This is a genomic window from Halorubrum depositum (assembly GCF_007671725.1).
Taxonomy (GTDB): domain Archaea; phylum Halobacteriota; class Halobacteria; order Halobacteriales; family Haloferacaceae; genus Halorubrum; species Halorubrum depositum.
Genome location: NZ_VCNM01000001.1, coordinates 1,440,331 through 1,459,020, shown reverse-complemented (window position 1 = coordinate 1,459,020; position 18,690 = coordinate 1,440,331). Strand labels below are relative to the sequence as shown.

At 67.7% G+C, this 18,690-nt stretch carries 20 protein-coding genes; 5 read left to right on the top strand and 15 right to left on the bottom strand.

Features of this window, described 5'->3' with window-relative positions; all coding sequences use genetic code 11:
- Positions 1-4 precede the first annotated feature (4 nt).
- Both FGM06_RS07455 and FGM06_RS07450 read right to left on the bottom strand, forming a co-directional pair.
- The gene (locus tag FGM06_RS07455; protein ID WP_144798470.1) at positions 5-895 is read right to left on the bottom strand and encodes a YkgJ family cysteine cluster protein; all 891 of its coding nucleotides are present in this window, start codon (positions 893-895) and stop codon (positions 5-7) included.
- A 478-nt stretch (positions 896-1,373) separates the two neighbouring features.
- Positions 1,374-2,051 (bottom strand): class I SAM-dependent methyltransferase, encoded by a 678-nt coding sequence (locus FGM06_RS07450; protein ID WP_144798469.1) that lies wholly within the window; start codon positions 2,049-2,051, stop codon positions 1,374-1,376.
- Between the two features lie 126 nt (positions 2,052-2,177).
- Here FGM06_RS07450 and FGM06_RS07445 point away from each other — a divergent pair, with 126 nt between their 5' ends.
- Complete coding sequence (locus FGM06_RS07445; RefSeq protein WP_144798468.1) at positions 2,178-2,621, top strand: DUF2391 domain-containing protein; 444 nt, start codon at positions 2,178-2,180, stop codon at positions 2,619-2,621.
- Between the two features lie 43 nt (positions 2,622-2,664).
- Here FGM06_RS07445 and FGM06_RS07440 read toward each other — a convergent pair whose 3' ends face one another.
- Together FGM06_RS07440 and FGM06_RS07435 are read right to left on the bottom strand one after the other, a co-directional pair.
- Positions 2,665-3,219, bottom strand: coding sequence for a magnesium transporter (locus tag FGM06_RS07440; RefSeq protein WP_144798467.1), 555 nt, complete (start codon positions 3,217-3,219; stop codon positions 2,665-2,667).
- Between the two features lie 95 nt (positions 3,220-3,314).
- Entirely contained in the window at positions 3,315-3,887 is a 573-nt protein-coding gene (locus FGM06_RS07435; protein WP_144798466.1) for a magnesium transporter, read from the bottom strand.
- Positions 3,888-4,003: 116 nt separating this feature from the next.
- Here FGM06_RS07435 and FGM06_RS07430 point away from each other — a divergent pair, with 116 nt between their 5' ends.
- Positions 4,004-4,582: a DUF7090 family protein gene (locus FGM06_RS07430; protein WP_144798465.1), complete on the top strand. Its 579-nt coding sequence runs from the start codon at positions 4,004-4,006 to the stop codon at positions 4,580-4,582.
- A 109-nt stretch (positions 4,583-4,691) separates the two neighbouring features.
- Here FGM06_RS07430 and FGM06_RS07425 read toward each other — a convergent pair whose 3' ends face one another.
- Both FGM06_RS07425 and FGM06_RS16475 read right to left on the bottom strand, forming a co-directional pair.
- Positions 4,692-5,591: a DUF7089 family protein gene (locus FGM06_RS07425; RefSeq protein WP_144798464.1), complete on the bottom strand. Its 900-nt coding sequence runs from the start codon at positions 5,589-5,591 to the stop codon at positions 4,692-4,694.
- Positions 5,591-5,680: a hypothetical protein gene (locus FGM06_RS16475; protein WP_449405045.1), complete on the bottom strand. Its 90-nt coding sequence runs from the start codon at positions 5,678-5,680 to the stop codon at positions 5,591-5,593. The genes FGM06_RS07425 and FGM06_RS16475 overlap by 1 nt, the downstream gene beginning before the upstream one ends.
- Before the next feature lie 305 nt (positions 5,681-5,985).
- Here FGM06_RS16475 and FGM06_RS07420 point away from each other — a divergent pair, with 305 nt between their 5' ends.
- Positions 5,986-6,447, top strand: coding sequence for a hypothetical protein (locus tag FGM06_RS07420; RefSeq protein ID WP_144798463.1), 462 nt, complete (start codon positions 5,986-5,988; stop codon positions 6,445-6,447).
- Positions 6,448-6,451: 4 nt separating this feature from the next.
- Here FGM06_RS07420 and FGM06_RS07415 read toward each other — a convergent pair whose 3' ends face one another.
- From FGM06_RS07415 to FGM06_RS07400, 4 genes are all read right to left on the bottom strand, one after another.
- A complete protein-coding gene (locus FGM06_RS07415; protein ID WP_144798462.1) occupies positions 6,452-7,633 on the bottom strand; it encodes an aspartate kinase in 1,182 nt (393 codons plus the stop codon).
- A 251-nt stretch (positions 7,634-7,884) separates the two neighbouring features.
- Positions 7,885-8,646, bottom strand: coding sequence for a Zn-ribbon domain-containing protein (locus FGM06_RS07410; protein ID WP_144798461.1), 762 nt, complete (start codon positions 8,644-8,646; stop codon positions 7,885-7,887).
- The gene (locus tag FGM06_RS07405; RefSeq protein WP_144798460.1) at positions 8,647-9,060 is read right to left on the bottom strand and encodes a DUF2073 domain-containing protein; all 414 of its coding nucleotides are present in this window, start codon (positions 9,058-9,060) and stop codon (positions 8,647-8,649) included. It lies immediately after the preceding gene.
- Entirely contained in the window at positions 9,060-9,701 is a 642-nt protein-coding gene (locus FGM06_RS07400) for an Era-like GTP-binding protein (protein ID WP_144798459.1), read from the bottom strand. The genes FGM06_RS07405 and FGM06_RS07400 overlap by 1 nt, the downstream gene beginning before the upstream one ends.
- Positions 9,702-10,921: 1,220 nt before the next feature.
- Here FGM06_RS07400 and FGM06_RS07395 point away from each other — a divergent pair.
- Entirely contained in the window at positions 10,922-12,727 is a 1,806-nt protein-coding gene (locus FGM06_RS07395; protein ID WP_144798458.1) for a Cdc6/Cdc18 family protein, read from the top strand.
- Positions 12,728-12,832: 105 nt separating this feature from the next.
- Here FGM06_RS07395 and FGM06_RS16250 read toward each other — a convergent pair whose 3' ends face one another.
- On the bottom strand, positions 12,833-13,933 hold the full coding sequence (locus FGM06_RS16250) for a S26 family signal peptidase (protein ID WP_241662539.1): 1,101 nt from the start codon (positions 13,931-13,933) through the stop codon (positions 12,833-12,835).
- A 117-nt stretch (positions 13,934-14,050) separates the two neighbouring features.
- Here FGM06_RS16250 and FGM06_RS07385 point away from each other — a divergent pair, with 117 nt between their 5' ends.
- On the top strand, positions 14,051-15,631 hold the full coding sequence (locus FGM06_RS07385) for a DNA-directed DNA polymerase II small subunit (protein ID WP_144798457.1): 1,581 nt from the start codon (positions 14,051-14,053) through the stop codon (positions 15,629-15,631).
- 185 nt (positions 15,632-15,816) lie between these two features.
- Here the strand turns inward: FGM06_RS07385 and FGM06_RS07380 are convergent, their stop codons facing one another.
- The 4 genes from FGM06_RS07380 to FGM06_RS07365 all read right to left on the bottom strand — a co-directional run bounded on the left by FGM06_RS07380 (position 15,817) and on the right by FGM06_RS07365 (position 18,579).
- The gene (locus FGM06_RS07380; protein ID WP_144798456.1) at positions 15,817-16,452 is read right to left on the bottom strand and encodes an IMPACT family protein; all 636 of its coding nucleotides are present in this window, start codon (positions 16,450-16,452) and stop codon (positions 15,817-15,819) included.
- Positions 16,449-16,982: a hypothetical protein gene (locus FGM06_RS07375; protein ID WP_144798455.1), complete on the bottom strand. Its 534-nt coding sequence runs from the start codon at positions 16,980-16,982 to the stop codon at positions 16,449-16,451. The genes FGM06_RS07380 and FGM06_RS07375 overlap by 4 nt, the downstream gene beginning before the upstream one ends.
- Before the next feature lie 4 nt (positions 16,983-16,986).
- Positions 16,987-17,592 (bottom strand): PspA-associated protein PspAB, encoded by a 606-nt coding sequence (gene pspAB / locus FGM06_RS07370; RefSeq protein ID WP_144798454.1) that lies wholly within the window; start codon positions 17,590-17,592, stop codon positions 16,987-16,989.
- Between the two features lie 66 nt (positions 17,593-17,658).
- Positions 17,659-18,579 carry an MBL fold metallo-hydrolase gene (locus FGM06_RS07365; protein ID WP_144798453.1) on the bottom strand — a complete coding sequence of 307 codons (921 nt, stop codon included), beginning with the start codon at positions 18,577-18,579 and terminating at the stop codon, positions 17,659-17,661.
- Between the last annotated feature and the right edge of the window lie 111 nt (positions 18,580-18,690).

Here is an 18,690-nt window from a genome sequence, read left to right as displayed (position 1 = left end):
GCGCTCACTCGCCCCAACCCGGTGTACTGGGGGCGCCCGCGTCGTCCTCCAGTTCGCGGACCAGCCGGTCGCGGGGGACCGGTTCGAGAGCGACCGGGTCGCCGTCGTCCCCCGCGCGCTCGGTCCACTCGCGGATCGCGCGCCCCGCCCACGAGTCGGCGTCGCGGGCGCGGGCCCGCGCCTCGGCCATGCGGTCGCGGTCGACCGACAGCGACCCCGGCCGCGAGCCGACGGCGGCCCCGACGAACCGGGCGCGGTCGTCGGCGGTGAGCGAGTCGGTCCGGATCTGATCGACCACCCCGTCGAGGTCGTCGGGGTCGGGGTACGCGAAGACGGTCGACCCGAGCGCCTGGGGGCCGAACGCGGGCGCCGGGAGGTCGTCGGGGGGCTCGTCGTCGAGGAGGCGGTCGCCGCCGCCGGCGGCCTCGACGCGCTCGCACTCGGTCTCGGCGTCGAGTTCGAGGTTGTGCCCCGGGTACGTCGCGCAGGTCCGGGGGTACAGGTCCCCGCCGTGGATCCGGCACTGGAGCGTCGTCGGGTCGAGGAAGACGCAGGCGTCGAGCCAGCGGGGCTCGTCGGTCCCGATCGGCGCGACCGGCTTCGGCGGCTTCCGGAGGCCGATCATGAACACGGGGCGGTCGCGGGCGGCGGCGACGTCGACGCCGTCGATCGAGACGGTCGCGTCGCGCTCCGCGGGCTCGAACAGCCGGGGGACGAGCGCGTCGCCGAGCCCGTCGTCGAGGAAGGCGGCGACCTCGTCGCGGGTGAGCGGGGCGAGGTCGTAGACGTCGTCGAGCGGGGGGCGGTCGCCGGCGCGGTCGGAGCCGGCGGCGTCCGGCGCGAGCGGCCGCCAGTCGACGCAGCAGCCGGCGCAGCCCTCGCAGCGGAGTTCCATGTGGTATCAACTGTGTGAATGGTTCGCACGCTTAAAAGGGATCGGCGGTTCACGACTCTTCGTTTATAAACAGACGGCGGTGCGGTGGCGCGCGCCTCCGAGCGGCCGGAGGACGCGAGGAGCGCGCGAGGGAGTCGGACCGGCGCGGTTGCGCCGGTCCGACGAGGCTGGGGAGGCGTGAGGCGCTGTGCGGTTGCAGTCGGGTGGGGACTCAAAGGGGCAGCCGCGAGGACGAAGACGGGCGTTCACGAGAGCAGAGCTCTCGTGAGCCAATCAGAACGCGCAGCGTTCTGATGACGACGCAAGGACCGCAGGAGCGAACGTAGTGAGCGACAGCGAGGCGCTTCGCGCCTCTGGCAGCCGGCGGCGTTGCCGCCGGCGACGAGGACCGCAGCGAGCCCATCGAGTCCTCGCGGCTGGGGCTTTGGAGGCGTTCACCGCGTCACCGACGGTGATAGCTTATAAACAACCGACGAGGTCAAGGCGCGACGCCGACCGTCAACAGCGTCCCCCACGTCCGGTAGCGGTCCACCATCGCCTCGCGGGAGTCCCAGTCGTCGGTGGGGAACTCGGCCGCGTCCGGGATCTCGATCTCCCGGTCGGGCACGTTGTCCTGTTCGGCGACGTACAGCCCCGCCTCCCGGAACGCCTCGCGGTACTCCGCGCGGCTCCACAGGGTCATCTCGACCGAGATGTTGTCCTGCCACGCGTGGGTCGACTCGCTCTCGGCGAAGTAGTTGACGGCGCAGTAGAAGGTGCCGCCGGGCTTCAGCACGCGGCGGATCTCCCGGAGCGTGTTGCGCGGGTCGGCCGCGTAGTAGAACGCCTCCATCGAGAAGACGTGGTCGAGCGAGTCGTCGGCGAAGGGGAGCGCGTCGAAGTCGCCGACGAGGAACCCCACCGCGTCGTCATCGGTGTAGCTCCGGGCGTTGCGGGCCATCTCCGGCGCGCCGTCGAGCCCGTACCCGCGATCGATGCCGCGCTCGCGGAGCGCGCGGAGCGCGTAGCCGGAGCCGGTGCCTAAATCGAGGACGGCGTCGCCCGCCTCGACCGGCATCCGCGCGAGCACGTGTTTCGCGGTGTGCCAGTGTCTGTCCTCCATTCCGCGGTCCTTCCCCGACGTCGCCCACTGGTCGAACTCCTCGCGAACGCTCATAGCGGGACGACGGGCGGGCGGGTGAAAACCGGTTCGGAGGGACCGCGGACCCGTCCGCGCGCAGAGACACCCGACGCGGCGTTAAAAAGCGTCGCTGTTTTATCGGCTCCCGTCCCTTCGGGAAGTATGAAACGCCCACAGAGCCTCCGTCGACCGAAGTTCCGGATCGCGGACTCCGCACAGCAGGCGGTCGGCGGATTCCTCCTCGCGGGGCCGTTCGTCGTCACCGGGGAGGTGTGGGACTTGGCCGCGGGCATGAACGCGCTCCAGGGGTGGCTGACCGCCGGACTCGTCGCGCTGATCGGGTACGCCGCGCTCTACCGGGCCGACACCGGCCGCGATCCCGACGTCGAAAAGGATATCGCGGGGATTCCCGCTCGGTTCGTGTCGCTGATGATCGTCGCGTTCGGCTCCGTGGCCGTCCTCGCGGTACTGTTCGACGCGCCGGACACCTTCCTCATCCAGCGGGGCGTGACGGGGGTCGAGCTCTGGGTGACGACGGGGAAAGCCATCTCCGTCAGCGCGGTGTTCAGCGTCGTCGGCGCCGCCACCGCCGACAGCGTGTTCTGAGCCCGACGGCGGCAGCGGCGTCCGCACTCACCGCCGTCCGAACTCACACGACGACCGAGACGACGGCGAAGAGGATCAGCACGCCGGCGATGTCGCAGACGTTGGTGACGACCGGGATGGTCGTGTCGTCGGGGTTGAGCCCGATCCGGTAGGAGGCCTCCACGGCGGCGACGCTGGCGACGACGACGAGGACGGCGAGGAGCATCCCGGAGACGAGCGAGACGAGGAGCACCCGTCCGAGCCCGAGCGTGCCGCCGAGCGCGACCCCGATCGCCCACGCGGCGACGCCGACGATGCCGAAGACGGTCCCCGCCAGGGCGAACACGGCGCCGGCGTTCGCCCTGAGGTCGGGGTTCGACGGGTCCAGCTCGTACGTCCCGAGGTAGAGCTGCGTGGTGAGCCGCGAGCAGGTGATCGACGCGAGGTTCCCGGCCGTTCCGATTTGGACCGGGACCAGCACGAGCAGCGCCGGGTTGCTGACGAGCACCGCCTCGTACGTCTCGAGGACGGTCCCGGAGACGAGTTGGAGCACCGACAGCGCGGTGAGGAGCGGGATCATCGTCCGGACGATCCGGCGGATCGACCACTCGTCGGTCATCGTCGGGCCCCCGTCGGACGTGGGACCGTTTCCCCCGCCTGACGCCGAGCCGTTTCCCCCGCCTGACGCCGAGCCCTCTCCCGCGTCGGCGTTCGTCACAGCACGACCCCCACGACGTAGATCCCGACGAGGAGGAAGAACACCCCGAACACGTCGCCGAGCGTCGTCACGACGGGACCGATCACGTTGTCCGGGTCGAGCCCCCGGCGGTAGCCGACGAAGATGACGGCGATCAACACCGAGATCATGAGGGCCGCCGAGAGGAATCCTGCCACGACCATGATCCCGATCAGTTGGAGGAGGTTCCCCTCCGTCCCGAGGAGCGTCAGCCAGAGGTAGGTGACCACGGCGATGAAGACGGAGACGCTCATCCCGTTGACGAAGGAGGCGAGGATCGCGTTCCTGATCCGCCGATCGAGTCGAAATCGGGGCTCGATCAGCCCCTGATGGAGCCCGGTCGAGAGGCGAGCGCCCAGCGAGCCGTACACGCCGCCGCGCGTCGCGAGGAACGCCGGGAGTAGGAGGAGGAGGCCGGGAACCTCCGAGATACCGGCGCGCATCGTCTCGGACCCGAGGATGGTGCCGGCGAACAGCCCGGCGACGAGGCTGACGAGGATCACCGGCAGCGCCTGTCGGTAGACGTCGCGCGCGGTGTCGTGGCCGGCCATCGTGTGTGCGAACGCGAGGGGGACTCAAAAAACCGGTCGGCCGGCGATGGTCGCGCCGAGCGGCAGTCGACCGACGTGGCCCGCATCGTTAAGTCGGTCCGGCGGTTTCCGATCGCATGGACTACTCGCTCGCCATCGAGAACGGGCCGGAAACGATCCCGGGCGGTACGGGACTCCTGCTCGTCCACCCCAGCATCGGCGAGACCGACCGGATCGACACGGATTTCCTGAAGACCGACACCGACGCGTTCCTCGTCGTCTCCACGCGCACGACCGCGCGAGAGGTCGAACAGAAGCTCGAGTACTACGACGTCGACGAGACGAAGGCGACGATCCTCGACACCCTCTCGGTCGAGCGCGGCTACTCGCGACGCTCCAGCGACGACGTGTTCTACGTCTCCGCCCCCGACGACCTCGACGGCGTCGTCGACCGGGTCGAGCGGTTCCTCACGGAGAACGAGGGGAAGCGACGGGTGTCGGTCGACTCGCTCACCGAGATGGCGTACTACGCCGACGACGACGCCGTGTTCGAGGCGGCCGCGGACATCCTCGCGCTCCTCGACGAGCACGACGCGGTCGGGATCTTCCACCTCTCCGAGGAGGTCCACGAGGTCGCGACGCTCGACCGGTTCCGGGAGCTGTTCGAGGGCGTCATCGAACTCGACGGCGAGGGGAACGTCAGCTTCGACATATAAGAGCGAACGCGGATCGACTCGTGAAAGCGAACACGGATCAACTCGTGAAAGCGAACACGGATCAACTCGTGAAAGCGAACACGGATCAACTCGTGAAAGCGAACGCGGGTCAGCTCCCGTCGTCGACCATCGAGTCGAACGTCTTCTCCGCCCACTTCACCGCGTAGGGAGCGCCGCGGTCGCGGTAGGCGGCGGTGTCGAGCGCGGCGAACGGCGCGGGGAGGTCGAGCCCGTGACGCACCGCCGAGCAGGCGTACTCCGTGGCGCTCGCGAAGTCGGTCTCGCCGCGGGCGACTTCGCCCGAGAGGTCGCCGAGCCGGCCCTCCAGGCGGTCGCCGGCGTCGAGCCACGCGTCGAACAACCGGGGATGGCGGCCCTCCCACGACGCGAAGACGTCGCGGGTGTACAGCCCGACCCAGGCGTCGAACAGCGCGGCCGCGACCTGGAAGACGTCGCTCGGCCCGTGGCCCGTGGTCGAGGCGCCGGTGTCCGGGTCCGGCCGACGGACCGCGGCGTCGAGGTCGCGGTAGCGCTCGCCGAAGAACGGGAGGAAGCTGTCGGGAAGACAGTTCGGAGGGGCGTCGTCCGCGGGCGTATCCTCTGGGGACGCCTCGTCCGGAAGCGAACCGAAGGACGGCGAGACTCCGACTTGGACCAGCCGGTCGGCGATCAGGAACGCGAGGAAGTCGTCCGGCGTCCCCTCCGCCCGCTTCTTGACGAGCACGGTCTGCGGGTCGGTCTGGGTCGTCCGGACGACGGTGCCGTCGCCGGGTAACCCGACGGTGAACGTCGGGCCGGCGTACCGCTTGAGGAGTTCGGGCACCTCCTCGGGGAGCCACGCCGCCGGGAAGGAGGCGGGCGAGAGCCCGTCGACGAACAGCCCGAGGTCCTCGCCCGCCGCCGGCGGGAGCGTCTCGAAGTCGGCGTCGACGTCGAGGACGGGCGATCTGGGCGCGTGTTCCTCGCGGACCGCGTCGAGATCGTCGTCGAGCGGCCGAGACGAGAACATCAGGCGAGCACGTACGAGAGGATGATGAGTACCGACAAGGCCGCCGACGCGCCGATCGTCCCGAGCACGATCGTGGTGGATTTGCTCATGACGAATCCTGAGGTCTCCGGTCGTTTAAAACTATATTACTTCGGACAGACGGGGACCCCTCGGGTGGACGAGGAGGGTTTCGGATGGGCGAGGAGAGTTTCGGGTGGACGAGGAGGGTTTCGGGTGGGCGGGGAAGGGTTTCGAGTGAACGAGGAGGGTTTCGGGTGGGCGGGGAAGGGTTTCGAGTGAACGAGGAGGGTTTCGGGTGGGCGGGGAAGGGTTCGGATGGACTGGAGGCGTTTCCGACGGATCGCGGGGGAGCGATCGACAGCGGGTTTATACGGGTCCGTCCGGTAGCCGTGGTATGCGGATTCGTGACGCGCTCGAATCGGACGCCGAGGCGCTGGCAACGGTGACCGGTCGGCCCGAAGACGTCGCGAGAAACATGATCCACGACCGGTCGGTCCGGGTTGCGGTTGAGGGTGGCGATGACAGCGACGACGCCGAACGTGACGACGCCGAACGTGACGACGGGGAAGCGGCGGTGCTCGGCTTCGTCGCGTTCGACGTCCGCGGCGACACCGTCCACGTGACCGACTTCGACGGGAGCGGGTCGACGATCGAACGGCTGTTCGAGGAGCCGCGGCGGTTCGCGCGCCGCGAGGAGATGGGCGTCGAGGTCGTCGTCCCGAACGACGAGGCGATCAGCGAGGTCATCGAAGCGTCGGGGTTCGACGCCGCGGGGAGAGGCCCGCGGTTCGAGGGGCGACGGACCACCCGGTACCGGATCGAGTACGAGGAGTTGAACGGACGGAGAGACGAGTGAGCCGTCAGTCGAACCGCTGTTGAACGATCTCGAGCGCCTCCTCTCTGTCGTCCCAGTCGACGAACACCGCGACCGACGTCGCGCTCGTGATGAGGTCGATGATGTTGATCCCGTCCTCGGCCAGCGGTGCGATGATGTCCTGGATGACGCCCGGCTGGTTCGGGAGCTCGCCGCCGGTCACGCGGATGACGGCGATGGGGTCGGCGACGGTCACAGACGAGAGCGCCTCGTCGGAGACGACGGCCTCGTGGAGGAGCGCCTCGGCCGTCTCCGCGACGTCGACGTCGACGTAGAACGTGACCGAGTCCATGCCGGAGGCGACCGCGTCGATGTTGATCTCCTCCTTGCGGAGGGCGTTCGCGAGCTGCGAGAGGATGCCGGACCGGTTCCGGATCGCGCGCCCGGCGATGGTGAGACACGCGAGCGGCTCCTCGCGCATGTCGATCAGGCTCTCGAACTGCCCCTCGATGCGAGTGCCCCCCCTCAGCAGGTCGCCGTGTTGGTAGTGGACGACGCGGACCGCGAGGTCCTCGTCCTTGTACGAGAGCGCCGACGGCGCGACAACCTCCGCGCCGCGGAAGGAGAGGTTCCGCAGCTCGTCGACCGTGATCCGACCCACGTTCCGCGCCCCCTCGACGACGCGGGGGTCGCCGGTCATGACCCCTTCGACGTCGGTGACGATGACGACCTCGTCGGCGTCCATGTAGTTGCCGAGCATCACCGCGGTCGTGTCGGAGCCGCCGCGACCGAGCGTCGTGACGTTGCCGTCGTGGTCCTCCGCCAGGAAGCCGGTGATGATCGGGACGACGCCGTCGAGCCGCTCCGCGATGGCGTGCGCGCGCTTCTTCGTCTCCTCGACGTCGACCTCGCCGAGCTCGTTCGTGACCACCGGCCAGTCGGGGTGACCCGGTTCGAGGAAGAGGGCGTCGATGCCGCGGACCGAGAGGGCCGCCTTCAGCATCCTGACGCTGGTGCGCTCGCCCATCGAGACGATCTCGGCGCGGTCAGCGTCGTCCGTCTCGAACGTTATGTCTTCGAGGAGGTCGTCGGTGGTCGATCCCATCGCGCTCGCGACGACGGCGATCTCGTGGCCGGCCTCAACCGCGTTCGCGACGGAGTCGGCCGCGCGTTCGATGCGGTCCCCGCTACCGAGGCTCGTGCCACCGAACTTGGCGACTACGCGCATACGCACACCTCGTCGCGAGCGTTCAGGTCGTCGGCGCGAGCGTTCCGGTCGGGTTCGTCGGATCGGATCGAACGAGAGACGGCTCGAGATCGCGAAGTGAAAGCGTGATCAGCAGACATGGGCGCCCGTAACGGAGGAAGCCGCATAACTGTGTCCACTTCGACAAGGGTCGCCCGAATGTACAGTTCGACCGGAGCGACGGTTCGAAGGCTGACGGATCAGGGACACCGCTCGTCGGAAACCCGTCGCCGTCACTCGTCCTGAATGCCCCACGCGTCGGGCATCTCGATGACGTAGCGCCCGTCCTCCTGCAGCGAGATGATGTACTCCTGTCGGTCGTACAGCTCCATCAGGTTGAGCTCGTACTTGCCCGGGCTCACGATCCGGATGCTCTCGAACTGCTCGTTGAGCTCGTCTCGGAGTTCGTTGATGTCGGGACGAGGGCCGTCCGGGTCGGCGGACTCCCGAGCGTCCGCGTCGGATTCGGAGTCGACGGGGTGGCTCGCTCGGTCGAGCTCGTCCGGCGAGACGACGTCGGATCGCGCGCTCGCCTGCGCGACATCCTCTTCGCTGCGTTCGCGGACGTGTTCGGTTCCGGCCGTCGAATCGTCGACCGATTCGGTCGGTTCGTCCGGGTCAGCCGGTTCGTCCGGGTCGGTCGGGTCAGCGTCAGAGGTCGGTGAGTCAGCGTCGACACTGGAAGACGTGTCGGGAGCGGTCGAATCGATGTCGTCGCTTCGGGGAGGGCGATCGTCCGGTGTCGGAGAGGACCGCTCCGTCGGATCCGACGTCTGTCGTTCGGGCGGCGCCGACTGTTCGTCAGTTGTCGGGTCTTCGTCCGTCGTCAGTCCGTCGTCCGTCGTCGGTCCGTCGTCCGTCGTCGGTCCGTCGTCTGTCGTCGCGCCCGCGGGCTTGAACTGGAACTTGTTCCCACCGCAGTCCGGGCAGCCCGAGAGCATCTCCTTCGAGCCGTCGGGAAACGTCCGGCCGCAGGTGGTACACTGGTGAGGCATCTATTTACGGGAGACGAGCGTGCTGATGAGGTTCTCGTCTTTGTGCAGCGTCTCGATCCGGTTGGCGGGTCCGATGACGGTGAGCTTCTGCGCGGACTTCCGCCCCATCAGCTTGTCGAGAAAGCTCTGGTCAGACGTCTCCGCCTTCGGGTACGTCTCGATCTCGATCCCGGTGAAGTCGTCCGGGCTGATCTCGGTCATCGTCACCTCGATCAGCTTCGACTCCTCGTCGGGGGAGAGCCCCTCCTCTAAGATCACGATGTTCCCGTCGCGGACGCCGTCGAGGATGAGGCGGATCTTCTCCATGCCGGTGAGCCCCTCCATCCGGGCGCCGCTTATCATGTCGATCCGGACGCCGTCGTCGGGGTCGTCGGGCGACGCGTCGCCGTCGACGTTGGGGGTCGGTCCGGGCATCAGCCGAAGTACTCCGCGATCTTCGTGTACACTTCGTCCATGTTGTCGCCTTCGAGCGCCGAGAGCGGAATCGTCTCGTGTTGCGGGAAGGCGTTGGCGATCTGCTGGACGTCCGCTCCGGGAAGGTCCGTCTTGTTCGCGAGGATCAGCGCCGGGAGGTCCTGCGACTCGATGATCCCGATGAGCATCGTGTTCACCTGCGTGAACGGGTCCGTGGAGGAGTCGAGGACGTAGATGACGCCGTCGACGTCCTCGCGGAGCCAGTGCATCGCCTCCGCGACCCCTTCGGTCGCCTCGCGGGAGCGACGCACCGCGTCGTCCTTCTCCATGTCGTGGTCGAGGAACTCCTTGTAGTCGACCTTCGTCGTCACCCCCGGCGTGTCGACGATGTCGATCGTGACCTTCCGCCCGTTCCGCTCGATCTCGACGTTCTCCTTGCGCCGAGCTCGGCGGGTCTCGTGCGGGATGTGGCTCTCGGGTCCGACGGCGTCACCCGTCCAGTCGCGTGCGATCCGGTTTGCGAGGGTCGTCTTTCCGGCGTTCGGCGGTCCGTAGATCCCGATCCGCTTGGGTTCGTCGGCCGCGAACAGCCCGTCAGTGACCCGTGATATGCTGTCTTTGAGATTCGTGAGCAGTCCCATCCTGACCTCCAATCCTGGTTTCTCCCGAACGAGCCGTGTCGCGTGTTACCGCCCGATCCGGCCGCACCCGGCGTTCGTTCGGGGAATTAAGGTAGAATCCACGCCCCTCTCACTTAAGAACTGCGTCAGACGTTCCGATCGGCCGATATTGCACGCGTGCGGTTTCGAGCCGTTCGATATCTAGTTCGTTTCGAACACCGGAAACGAACTTCCCGAAGCCGACGCGAAGGACTGCAGGATGAAAAGTGGGGTGTAGGAAATCGATGAGAAAGTGGAGTGCAAGGAACCGACACGGAGTGCAGACGTCGATCGGTGACAGGGGCGTAGCGGTGAGCTCTCGGATATCGATCCCTCTCGGCGACCGTCTTCGGTTCTCGGACCCCCCACCCCTTCGTTTCGACTGGAAACGCCCGGTGGGGTGGGTCGGGTGTTGGTTGTGACCCGGGTATCTGACAGAGCCCATTTAATTGCTTACGTATACTCTCTACAAACAACCTAAAAACAACAACAAAAATATCGAGAGCTTTGTCGAGGGTACTGTTGTACGACTTCACAGATAAATCCATCTATATAATACACGGTCTCTCGAACACCCCCACCCACCCCAATCGGGTTCCACACGAAACAAAGGGGTGGGGGGGTCTGGCGAATCGACTACCGTACAACCGGGCGAACGCCGAACCGTCTCCGATTGAGATGCCGACGATCCGCCGACAGATCGACGCCTAACCGACGACTAGACACTCGAGGCCGTTCTCCCCGCCTCGGTTCGACAGTTTCGTTCGCCACCGTCGGTTCCGGTGCATCGAACGACGCGCCAGACCGAGTGGACGCGCCATCTCCCGATACGTTCTGTTTAACGACCCGTACCGCGTTCGATCTGCCGCGGGAGCTTCCGTTTCGACGGATCACCTTATTTCGACGGATCGCTACGTAGCACCGTTTCCGGCCGCCGTCGATTCCGTCTATCGGCGGATGCGTCTGTCAACTGTCCGATTCGACCGGTCCGACCCGTCCGAAACACGTCCGCCGATCCCGTCCCCCCAGCGGTGCGTTTCGAGTCCGGAGAGCAACACTTTTGTACCGCCTCTTCATCTGGTTCGACTGCATCAACTGGACATCGCTGAATACGAACTGTGCCGGATGTCAACGTTTCAGGTCGGAACGCGACGCACCTTGCCCTCTCATGGCGAATTTCCACCTGAAACAGAGGGGTTCACATGGACGAAGGAGAGAACACATCACAGGCGGGCGAATCGGGGAACAGCGGCGGGGAAATCGGTGACTCGTCCACGACGGACGGGGATATCGACGAACCTCCTTCGAGCCTGACTGACCGCGAACCTGACTCCGCCGCCGATGTATCCGATAAATCGCCGGAATCTGACGGTCAGATCGAAGAAACCGACCACCCGGTCGAGGAGGCCGACGGCCGAACCGAGAACTCAACAGAAACCGACGTCGCAACAGCAACTGACGTTGATACCGACACGGACGCTGATACCGACATTTCCGCCGACACCGACGTTCCCGCCGACACCGGGGTCTCCATCGACACCGATGTCGACGTCGGAAGCGGCGGCCGCGACCGTTCCTCTCCCGACGTCGACTTCGACGGGGTCGTCCTCGACGACGGCGACGACAACCAGGGGCTGTTCGACGACCTCCTCTCCGGGGAACCGATATTCGAGAACAAGGAGGTGCTCCGTCCGTCCTACACCCCTCACGAGCTCCCGCACCGGAACGACCAGATCAACCGGATGGCGACGATCCTCGTCTCGGCGCTCCGCGGCGAGACGCCCTCGAACATTCTCATCTACGGAAAGACGGGCACCGGGAAGACGGCGTCAGCGAAGTTCGTCTCCCAGGAGCTCGAGTCGACCTCGCAGAAGTACGACGTCCCCTGCGAGGTCGAGTACATCAACTGCGAGGTGACCGACACGCAGTACCGCGTCCTCGCCCAGCTCGCGAACACCTTCATCGAGAAGAACCAGCGGGTCATCGCCGACCGCCTCGACCGCTACCGAGAGCTCAGATCCGAAGCGAGTGACGACCCCGGGGCACTCACCGGAACCGAGTTCGCGACGCTCGACGACCTCGACTCGCGGATCGACGAGCTCGAGGCCGACGCAGATGAGATGGAGGAGGTCCCGATGACCGGGTGGCCGACCGATCGAGTGTACTCGACGTTCTTCGAGGCGGTCGACTACCACGAGCGCGTGGTCGTGATCATGCTCGACGAGATCGACAAGCTCGTCGAGAAGAGCGGCGACGACACCCTGTACAACCTCTCGCGGATGAACTCGGAGCTCGACCGGTCGCGGATATCCATCATGGGGATCTCCAACGACCTGAAGTTCACCGACTTCCTCGACCCCCGCGTCAAGTCCAGCCTCGGCGAGGAGGAGATCGTGTTCCCGCCGTACGACGCGAACCAGCTCCGGGACATCCTCCAGCACCGCGCGGACATCGCGTTCAAAGAGGAGGCGCTCACCGACGACGTGATCCCCCTCTGCGCGGCGTTCGCCGCCCAGGAGCACGGCGACGCCCGTCGCGCGCTGGACCTCCTCCGGACCGCGGGAGAGCTCGCGGAGCGCTCGCAAGCCGAGATCGTCGCCGAGAAACACGTCCGGCAGGCGCAGGACAAGATCGAACTCGACCGCGTCGTCGAGGTCGTCCGGACGCTCCCGACGCAGAGCAAGATCGTCCTCTTCGCCGTGATCCTCTTAGAGAAGAACGGCGTTCACAACATCAACACCGGCGAGGTGTTCAACATCTACAAGCGCCTGTGCGAGGAGATCGACGCGGACGTGCTCACGCAGCGCCGCGTGACCGACCTCATCAGCGAGCTCGACATGCTCGGGATCGTCAACGCGGTCGTCGTCTCCAAGGGCCGCTACGGCCGCACGAAGGAGATGGGCCTCTCGGTCCCCGTCGAGGAGACCGAGGCGGTGCTGCTGTCCGACTCCCGCCTCGGCGACATCGAGAACGCCCAGCCGTTCGTTCAGGCGCGGTTCGACAACTGACTCGGCTCGATCCCTTCGCGGCTCCCGCTCGATCTCTCTCGTCGAGCCTTTTCAGACGGATTTCGTCGACTCCGACCGGGTGATTTCAAGCGCTTTCGGCCGCTCTCACGCCGCCGCGCTCGCGATCGAACCTCCACCCGAAACGACGGGCTCTCCGACCGATCCGGATCCGCCCGTCGTCTGCCGCCGATCCGCCGACTCCGACTCCGCCGCCACGGTCGTCGCGACCACGTCGCTCAGCTCTGCCTGGCCGCTCGCGATCAGCCGCACGTATCCGAGATACGGGACGCGGACCCGCGCGACGCCTGTCAGCCACTCGGCCTTGACCGGCGCCGCGAGTCCGTTCGCCTGGTCGTACGCGCCGTTGTTGTCGCCGAGCGTGATGAACCCGTCGTGGGGGGCCGGACAGTGTCTGAGCTCGGCGCACCCCGAGGCGCTGTGGTAGTCGTCGTCGGCGCGGTCGTACCAGTTTTCCCCTTCCTCGACGTGAAACATCGCCCGGTGGATGATCGGCGAGGCCGTCCGTCCCGGCGGCCGGTATATCACCACCGACCCGTACGACCCGAACGTCCGGTAGTCGGCGGTCCGTCCGTCCTCGTACGTCACCACGCCGACGTCGTTGTCGGCCGCGTCGGGCGCGAGCCGCCCGGGCTCCGTGACGAAGACGAGGTCGCCGACCTCCATGTTGGGCTCCATGCTTCCGGACTCGACGGCGACCATCGGCGGCCACACGCCGCTGATCCCGAACAGAATCAACCCGATCACCAGCACGATAGCCACGCTGGAGAGCATCTCCCGCACCCACATCAGGGCCCCCTCCCTGTCGTGACGGAACCGATAGGCGAGACTCTCCGACTCCTCCGGGGGCGACTCGTCACCACCCGTCGCCGCCCGCGTTTCCTCGCCGCCAGTGCCCACCGAGAACTCGGATCGCTCGGATCGCTTGACCGACTCCGTGCCCTCGACGGGCTCGGTCGGAGCGGTCGGATCGACCCGATCGGCCCTCTCGATCGGAGCGGTCGACTCGCCCGGATCAGACGCTTCGGGCGGAGTGCCCGAACCGACCGCGCGGTCAGCATCGCCGGCGTCGGCCGGACCGCCAGATTCCGTCTCGTCGCGCACCTCTCGTTCCTCTTCGTCGTCGTCCGACGCCTCGGTTCGCTCGGCCGGATCGCCGTCGGTTTCCGGCCGATCCCCTTCGTCCATTACCTGCGGGTTGTCGGGTTTCGGTGATAAGCTTCCGGGTCGGCGCTTTCGCCGGTCTACGGGACGACCGACCGGATCTCCGGAACCGTTTTGAGTCGCACCCACCTCTCGACTGTCGTGCCGCTGGAGTCGAACGCCCGGATCGTCAAGGAGCTCGCCAGGCGGGGCTACAACGCGGAGCGAGAGGCGGTCACTCTCCTGGCGAGCGCGCCCGACTCCGCAACAGCCCTCGAATCGGCCGTCGACCGCGCGCCCGACGACGCCCTCCGGATCACCGCCGACCACGTCCGCGCGGCGGTCGGATCTGACGACGTCGCCTATTCCGAGATCACGACCGGCTCCGACGCTGACCCCGCCGCCGACTCCGGACCCCCGTCCGGCTCGAACCCCGACTCAGCCCTTGATACGCGGCGATCTCCAGTCGAAACGGAGGGGTCTGGGGATGACGTCCGCGCCGACTCGACCGACGGGCGCTCCGACCGAGACGCGGACCGCAGGGAGCTGGAGGTCGGAAACGACATGACGGGACGGAGCACCGGAACCGGCGAGTACGCCGACTTCGTCCGGACGTTCCGCGACCGCTACGAGCGCCTCTCGAAGGTGCTTCGAGGCCGCGTCAACCACCGTCCCGCGGAGGCGATCGCGGACATGCCCGGCGGCAGCGACGCCGCGATGATCGGGCTCGTCAACGACGTCCGCTCGACGAAGTCGGGCCACTGGCTCGTCGAACTGGAGGACACCACCGGCACGTTCCCCGCGCTGGTGATGAAAGACAAGGGGCTCGCCGACGTCGTCGACGAGATCCTGATGGACGAGTGCGTCGCCGTCGAGGGGACGCTCGCCGACGACTCCGGAATCTTATTCGCCGACTCGCTGCACTTCCCGGACGTCCCCCGAACCCACCGAACCGGCGCGGCCGACCGCCACGTCCAGGCCGCGCTGATCTCCGACGTCCACGTCGGCAGCGACGAGTTCATGGCCGACGCGTGGAGCCGCTTCACCGACTGGCTCCACACGCCCGAGGCGGAGCCGGTCGAGTACATCCTCCTCGCCGGCGACATGGTCGAGGGGGTCGGCGTCTACCCCGATCAGGACGAGGAGCTGGAGATCGTCGACATCTACGACCAGTACGAGGCGTTCTCGGAGCACCTCAAAGAGGTGCCGGCGGACACCGAGATCGTGATGATCCCCGGCAACCACGACGCGGTCCGGCTCGCCGAGCCGCAGCCCGGATTCAACGACGAGATCCGCTCCATCATGGACGTCCACGACGCGCAGATCGTCTCGAACCCGGCCACGGTCAGCGTCGAGGGCGTCGAGGTGCTGATGTACCACGGCGTCTCGCTCGACGAGGTGATCGCGGAGCTCCCCGAGGAGAAGGCGAGCTACGACGAGCCCCACAAGGCGATGTACCAGCTCCTCAAGAAGCGTCACGTCGCCCCGCAGTTCGGCGGTCACACCCGCGTCGCGCCGGAGGAGCGCGACTACCTCGTCATCGAGGACGTCCCGGACGTGTTCCACACCGGCCACGTCCACAAGCTCGGCTGGGGGAAGTACCACAACGTCCTCGCGGTCAACTCGGGCTGCTGGCAGGCTCAGACCGACTTCCAGAAATCCGTCAACATCGATCCCGACGCGGGCTACGCCCCCATCCTCGACCTCGACACGCTGGAGATGACGGTGCGGAAGTTCGCGTAGCCGTCGACGGTCACCCACCCGTTTCACCCCCGCCCACTCGGCCGACAGTTGAAGTCGGATACCGCCACCAATCCCGCCCGTGACGTGACCGTCGCCCGCGGCGCACTGGGCGGGAGCGCGACGCACCGCCGCGGAACCCCTCCGTTTCGACTCCGTCGCCTGTTCGCCATCTGGCGCTTCCGCGGCTACCGGTCGATCTCGACCCGACCGCTCGTCGCGCTGTTGAGCCGCTCGACCAGCTCGTCGACCTCGGCCACCGGAACGCGGAGCTCGAACCGCACGCGCTCGTCGTAGTCGGCGTCGAAATCGACGCCCGAAGACTCGATCACGCCTCGAACCGTGCCGGAGTCGTCGTACGCGGTCTCCACGACCAGCCGCCGGTGCGGCCGCTCCTCGACGACGCCGGCCTCGTCGACACCGTCCTTCACCGCCCGCGAGTAGGCGCGCGCGAGCCCCCCGACGCCGAGGTTCGTCCCGCCGTAGTAGCGGGTCACCACCGCGACGACGTTGCGGATCTCGCGCTGCTGGAGCACGTTGAGCGCCGGCTTCCCGGCCGACCCGGAGGGCTCGCCGTCGTCGGAGGAGTACTCCCGGAGCATGGGGTCGCTTCCGGGCGTCCGCTCGGACGCCGCGCCGGCCGGCACCCGGTACGCCGGCACGTTGTGGCTCGCGTCGTCGTACTCCTCTTCGACCCGCTCGATGAACGCCTCGGCCTCCGCGACCGTGTCGACCGGGGCGACGTGGCCGAGGAACTCCGAGCCGCGGACCTCGAACGTCGCCGTCGCGGGCTCCGCGACCGTCAGGTACGTGGTGTCCGTCACGAGTCGACACGCTCCTCGGTAGCGTCGTCGCTCTCGGCGGGACCGTCGCCGTCGTCGGTCGGGTTTTCCCGGCGATCGAGCACGACGCTCGTCGGCGGCGCGAGCCGGTAGAGCGCGAGGAACGCGGCGACGCCGACGAGCTCCGCCCCCTTCGCGACGATCGCCAGCGGGTCGCCCGCGAGCGCCGACGCGGCCGCGGCGCCGTGCCAGCCGACGTAGCCGAGGAGGAACGCCGCGAGAACGCCGGCGCCGAGCGCGTACAGCCGCCGGTACTCGGGCGCGCGTAGCGTCGCGACGGCGACGGCGACCGTGAACGCCCCCCCGAGGAGGAACACGTAGGGGCGCGGATCGCTCGGAGCGCCCAGCCGCGGCCACGCCCACAGGAGGTGGACGGCGGCGCTCAGCACCGCGGCCTGTACCGCGACCGCCCGAACGACCCGTTTCCTCGGGACGTCGCGGCCGCGGAACTCGCCGCTCGGCGAGTCGACGTCGGCGCCGTCGTTCGCCTCCGGTGCCGTCGACGCGCTCATCGGGTCACTCCCACGGGCGGTTCCCGGGCTCGTCCGGCCACAGCGGGTACCAGTACGACTCGTCGTCCTCTACGCCGAGCTCCCCGTCGAGGACGGACTGGAGCTTGAACTCGACCTGCTGGTTCCGGTCGCTCGTCCCCTTCGGCGAGAAGGGGTAGTACGCGCCGCGCCGGAACGAGTAGATCCAGTAGGCGTCGGTGTCTCCGCGCTCGAAGCCGAAGACGGCCGCGAGCAACCGGGAGCCGAACCCCTCCTCGATGAACTGGTCGGCCGCGAAGTGGACGCTCGTCACGAGGTCCTCCGGGTCGTCGTCCTCGAGCACGAACCACTGGTAGCCGTGGTCGTCCTCGTGGCGGTGGAACCCCGTGCCGGTCTCGATCTCGCCGGCCTCGAGGATGGCCTCGACGGTCTCGACGGCGTCGTCGAAGCGGGTGCTGTCCACCCCGGAAAAGCAGAGCGCGGCCTCCCCGCAGTGGTCGTAGCCGAGGTCGGCCTCCATCGTCATGTACGCGGTCGACATCCCGAAGAGGTCCTCGGGGTCGGCCTCGCGGGTCGCGTCCGTCTCGGCGCTCGTCCCGAGCACGGCGCGGATCGTGTCGAAGATGCCCATTTATGAGTGGAACCTAGGCGACGCGGGGTTTAGGAGGTTTCCGTCGGTGGCGACGATCCCCGGGCCTCACTCACCCTCGTTCTCCGCGACGTAGTCGAGATACGCGAGGACGCCCCGAACGTTCAGGCTCGCGTTGGCGCGGGCGCGCTCGGGGTTCCAGAACTCGACGTCTCGGCTCGCCGCCTCGAAGTGCTCGACGACCGCGTCGTCGTCGTCGAGCTCCTCGCGCTTCTCCCGGATCGCCTCCACCCACTCGACGTACGCCCGTTTTATCTCGCCGGCCAGCTCCGCCTCGTACTCGCGGGGGCCGAAGTGACCGAAACAGAGATAGTCGGGATCAAGTTCCTCGATCGTCCGGACGTCGGCGAGGCACTGGTCGAGGTCGAACTGCGGCGGCGGCGTCGTCGGCTCGATCCCGTCGACCGCGGGGACGTAGATCCCGGCCGCGTCGGCCGCGAAGACGACGTCGGCGTCGGGGTCGTGGTAGATCGCGTGGTGCGGGGCGTGTCCCGGCGCCTCGTGGACGACCAGCTCGCGGTCGCCGAGATCGATCCGGTCGCCCTCCGCGAGCCCCGAGATCCGATCTTCGGGGACCGGCTCGGGCTCGTCGTAGTACTCCCACTGCTCTTCCACCGCGGACTTCGTCCCGGCGACGAGCGCCCCCGGGTCGACGAGGTGTCGAACGCCCTTCTCCGGCACGACGACCTCCGCGTTCGGGTAGCGCTGCGCGAGGTGACCCGCTCCGCCCGCGTGGTCGAGGTGAGCGTGGGTCGGCAGGATCCACGCCAGCTCCTCGCGGTCGATCCCGACCTCGGCTATCGTCTCGTACAGCGCCTCGCGGTTCGCGCCGGTGCCGGTGTCGACCACGACCGGGCGCTCGGCGTCGTACACGTACACGGCCCCGTACTCGTCGGTGTCGAACATCCCGGTGTCGTGGACGTACAGGTCCGGCACTCCGCGAACCGGCTCGTACTCGCCTGCGTGCATGGCCGAACGAGCGGTGCGCGCCCTCTTTTAGGGATCGGTCTCGGCGACGGACGGGTTCGACGCGCTTGAACCCGGACGCGAGTCGCCGTGACCGGTGCTTATGGTCCTCCC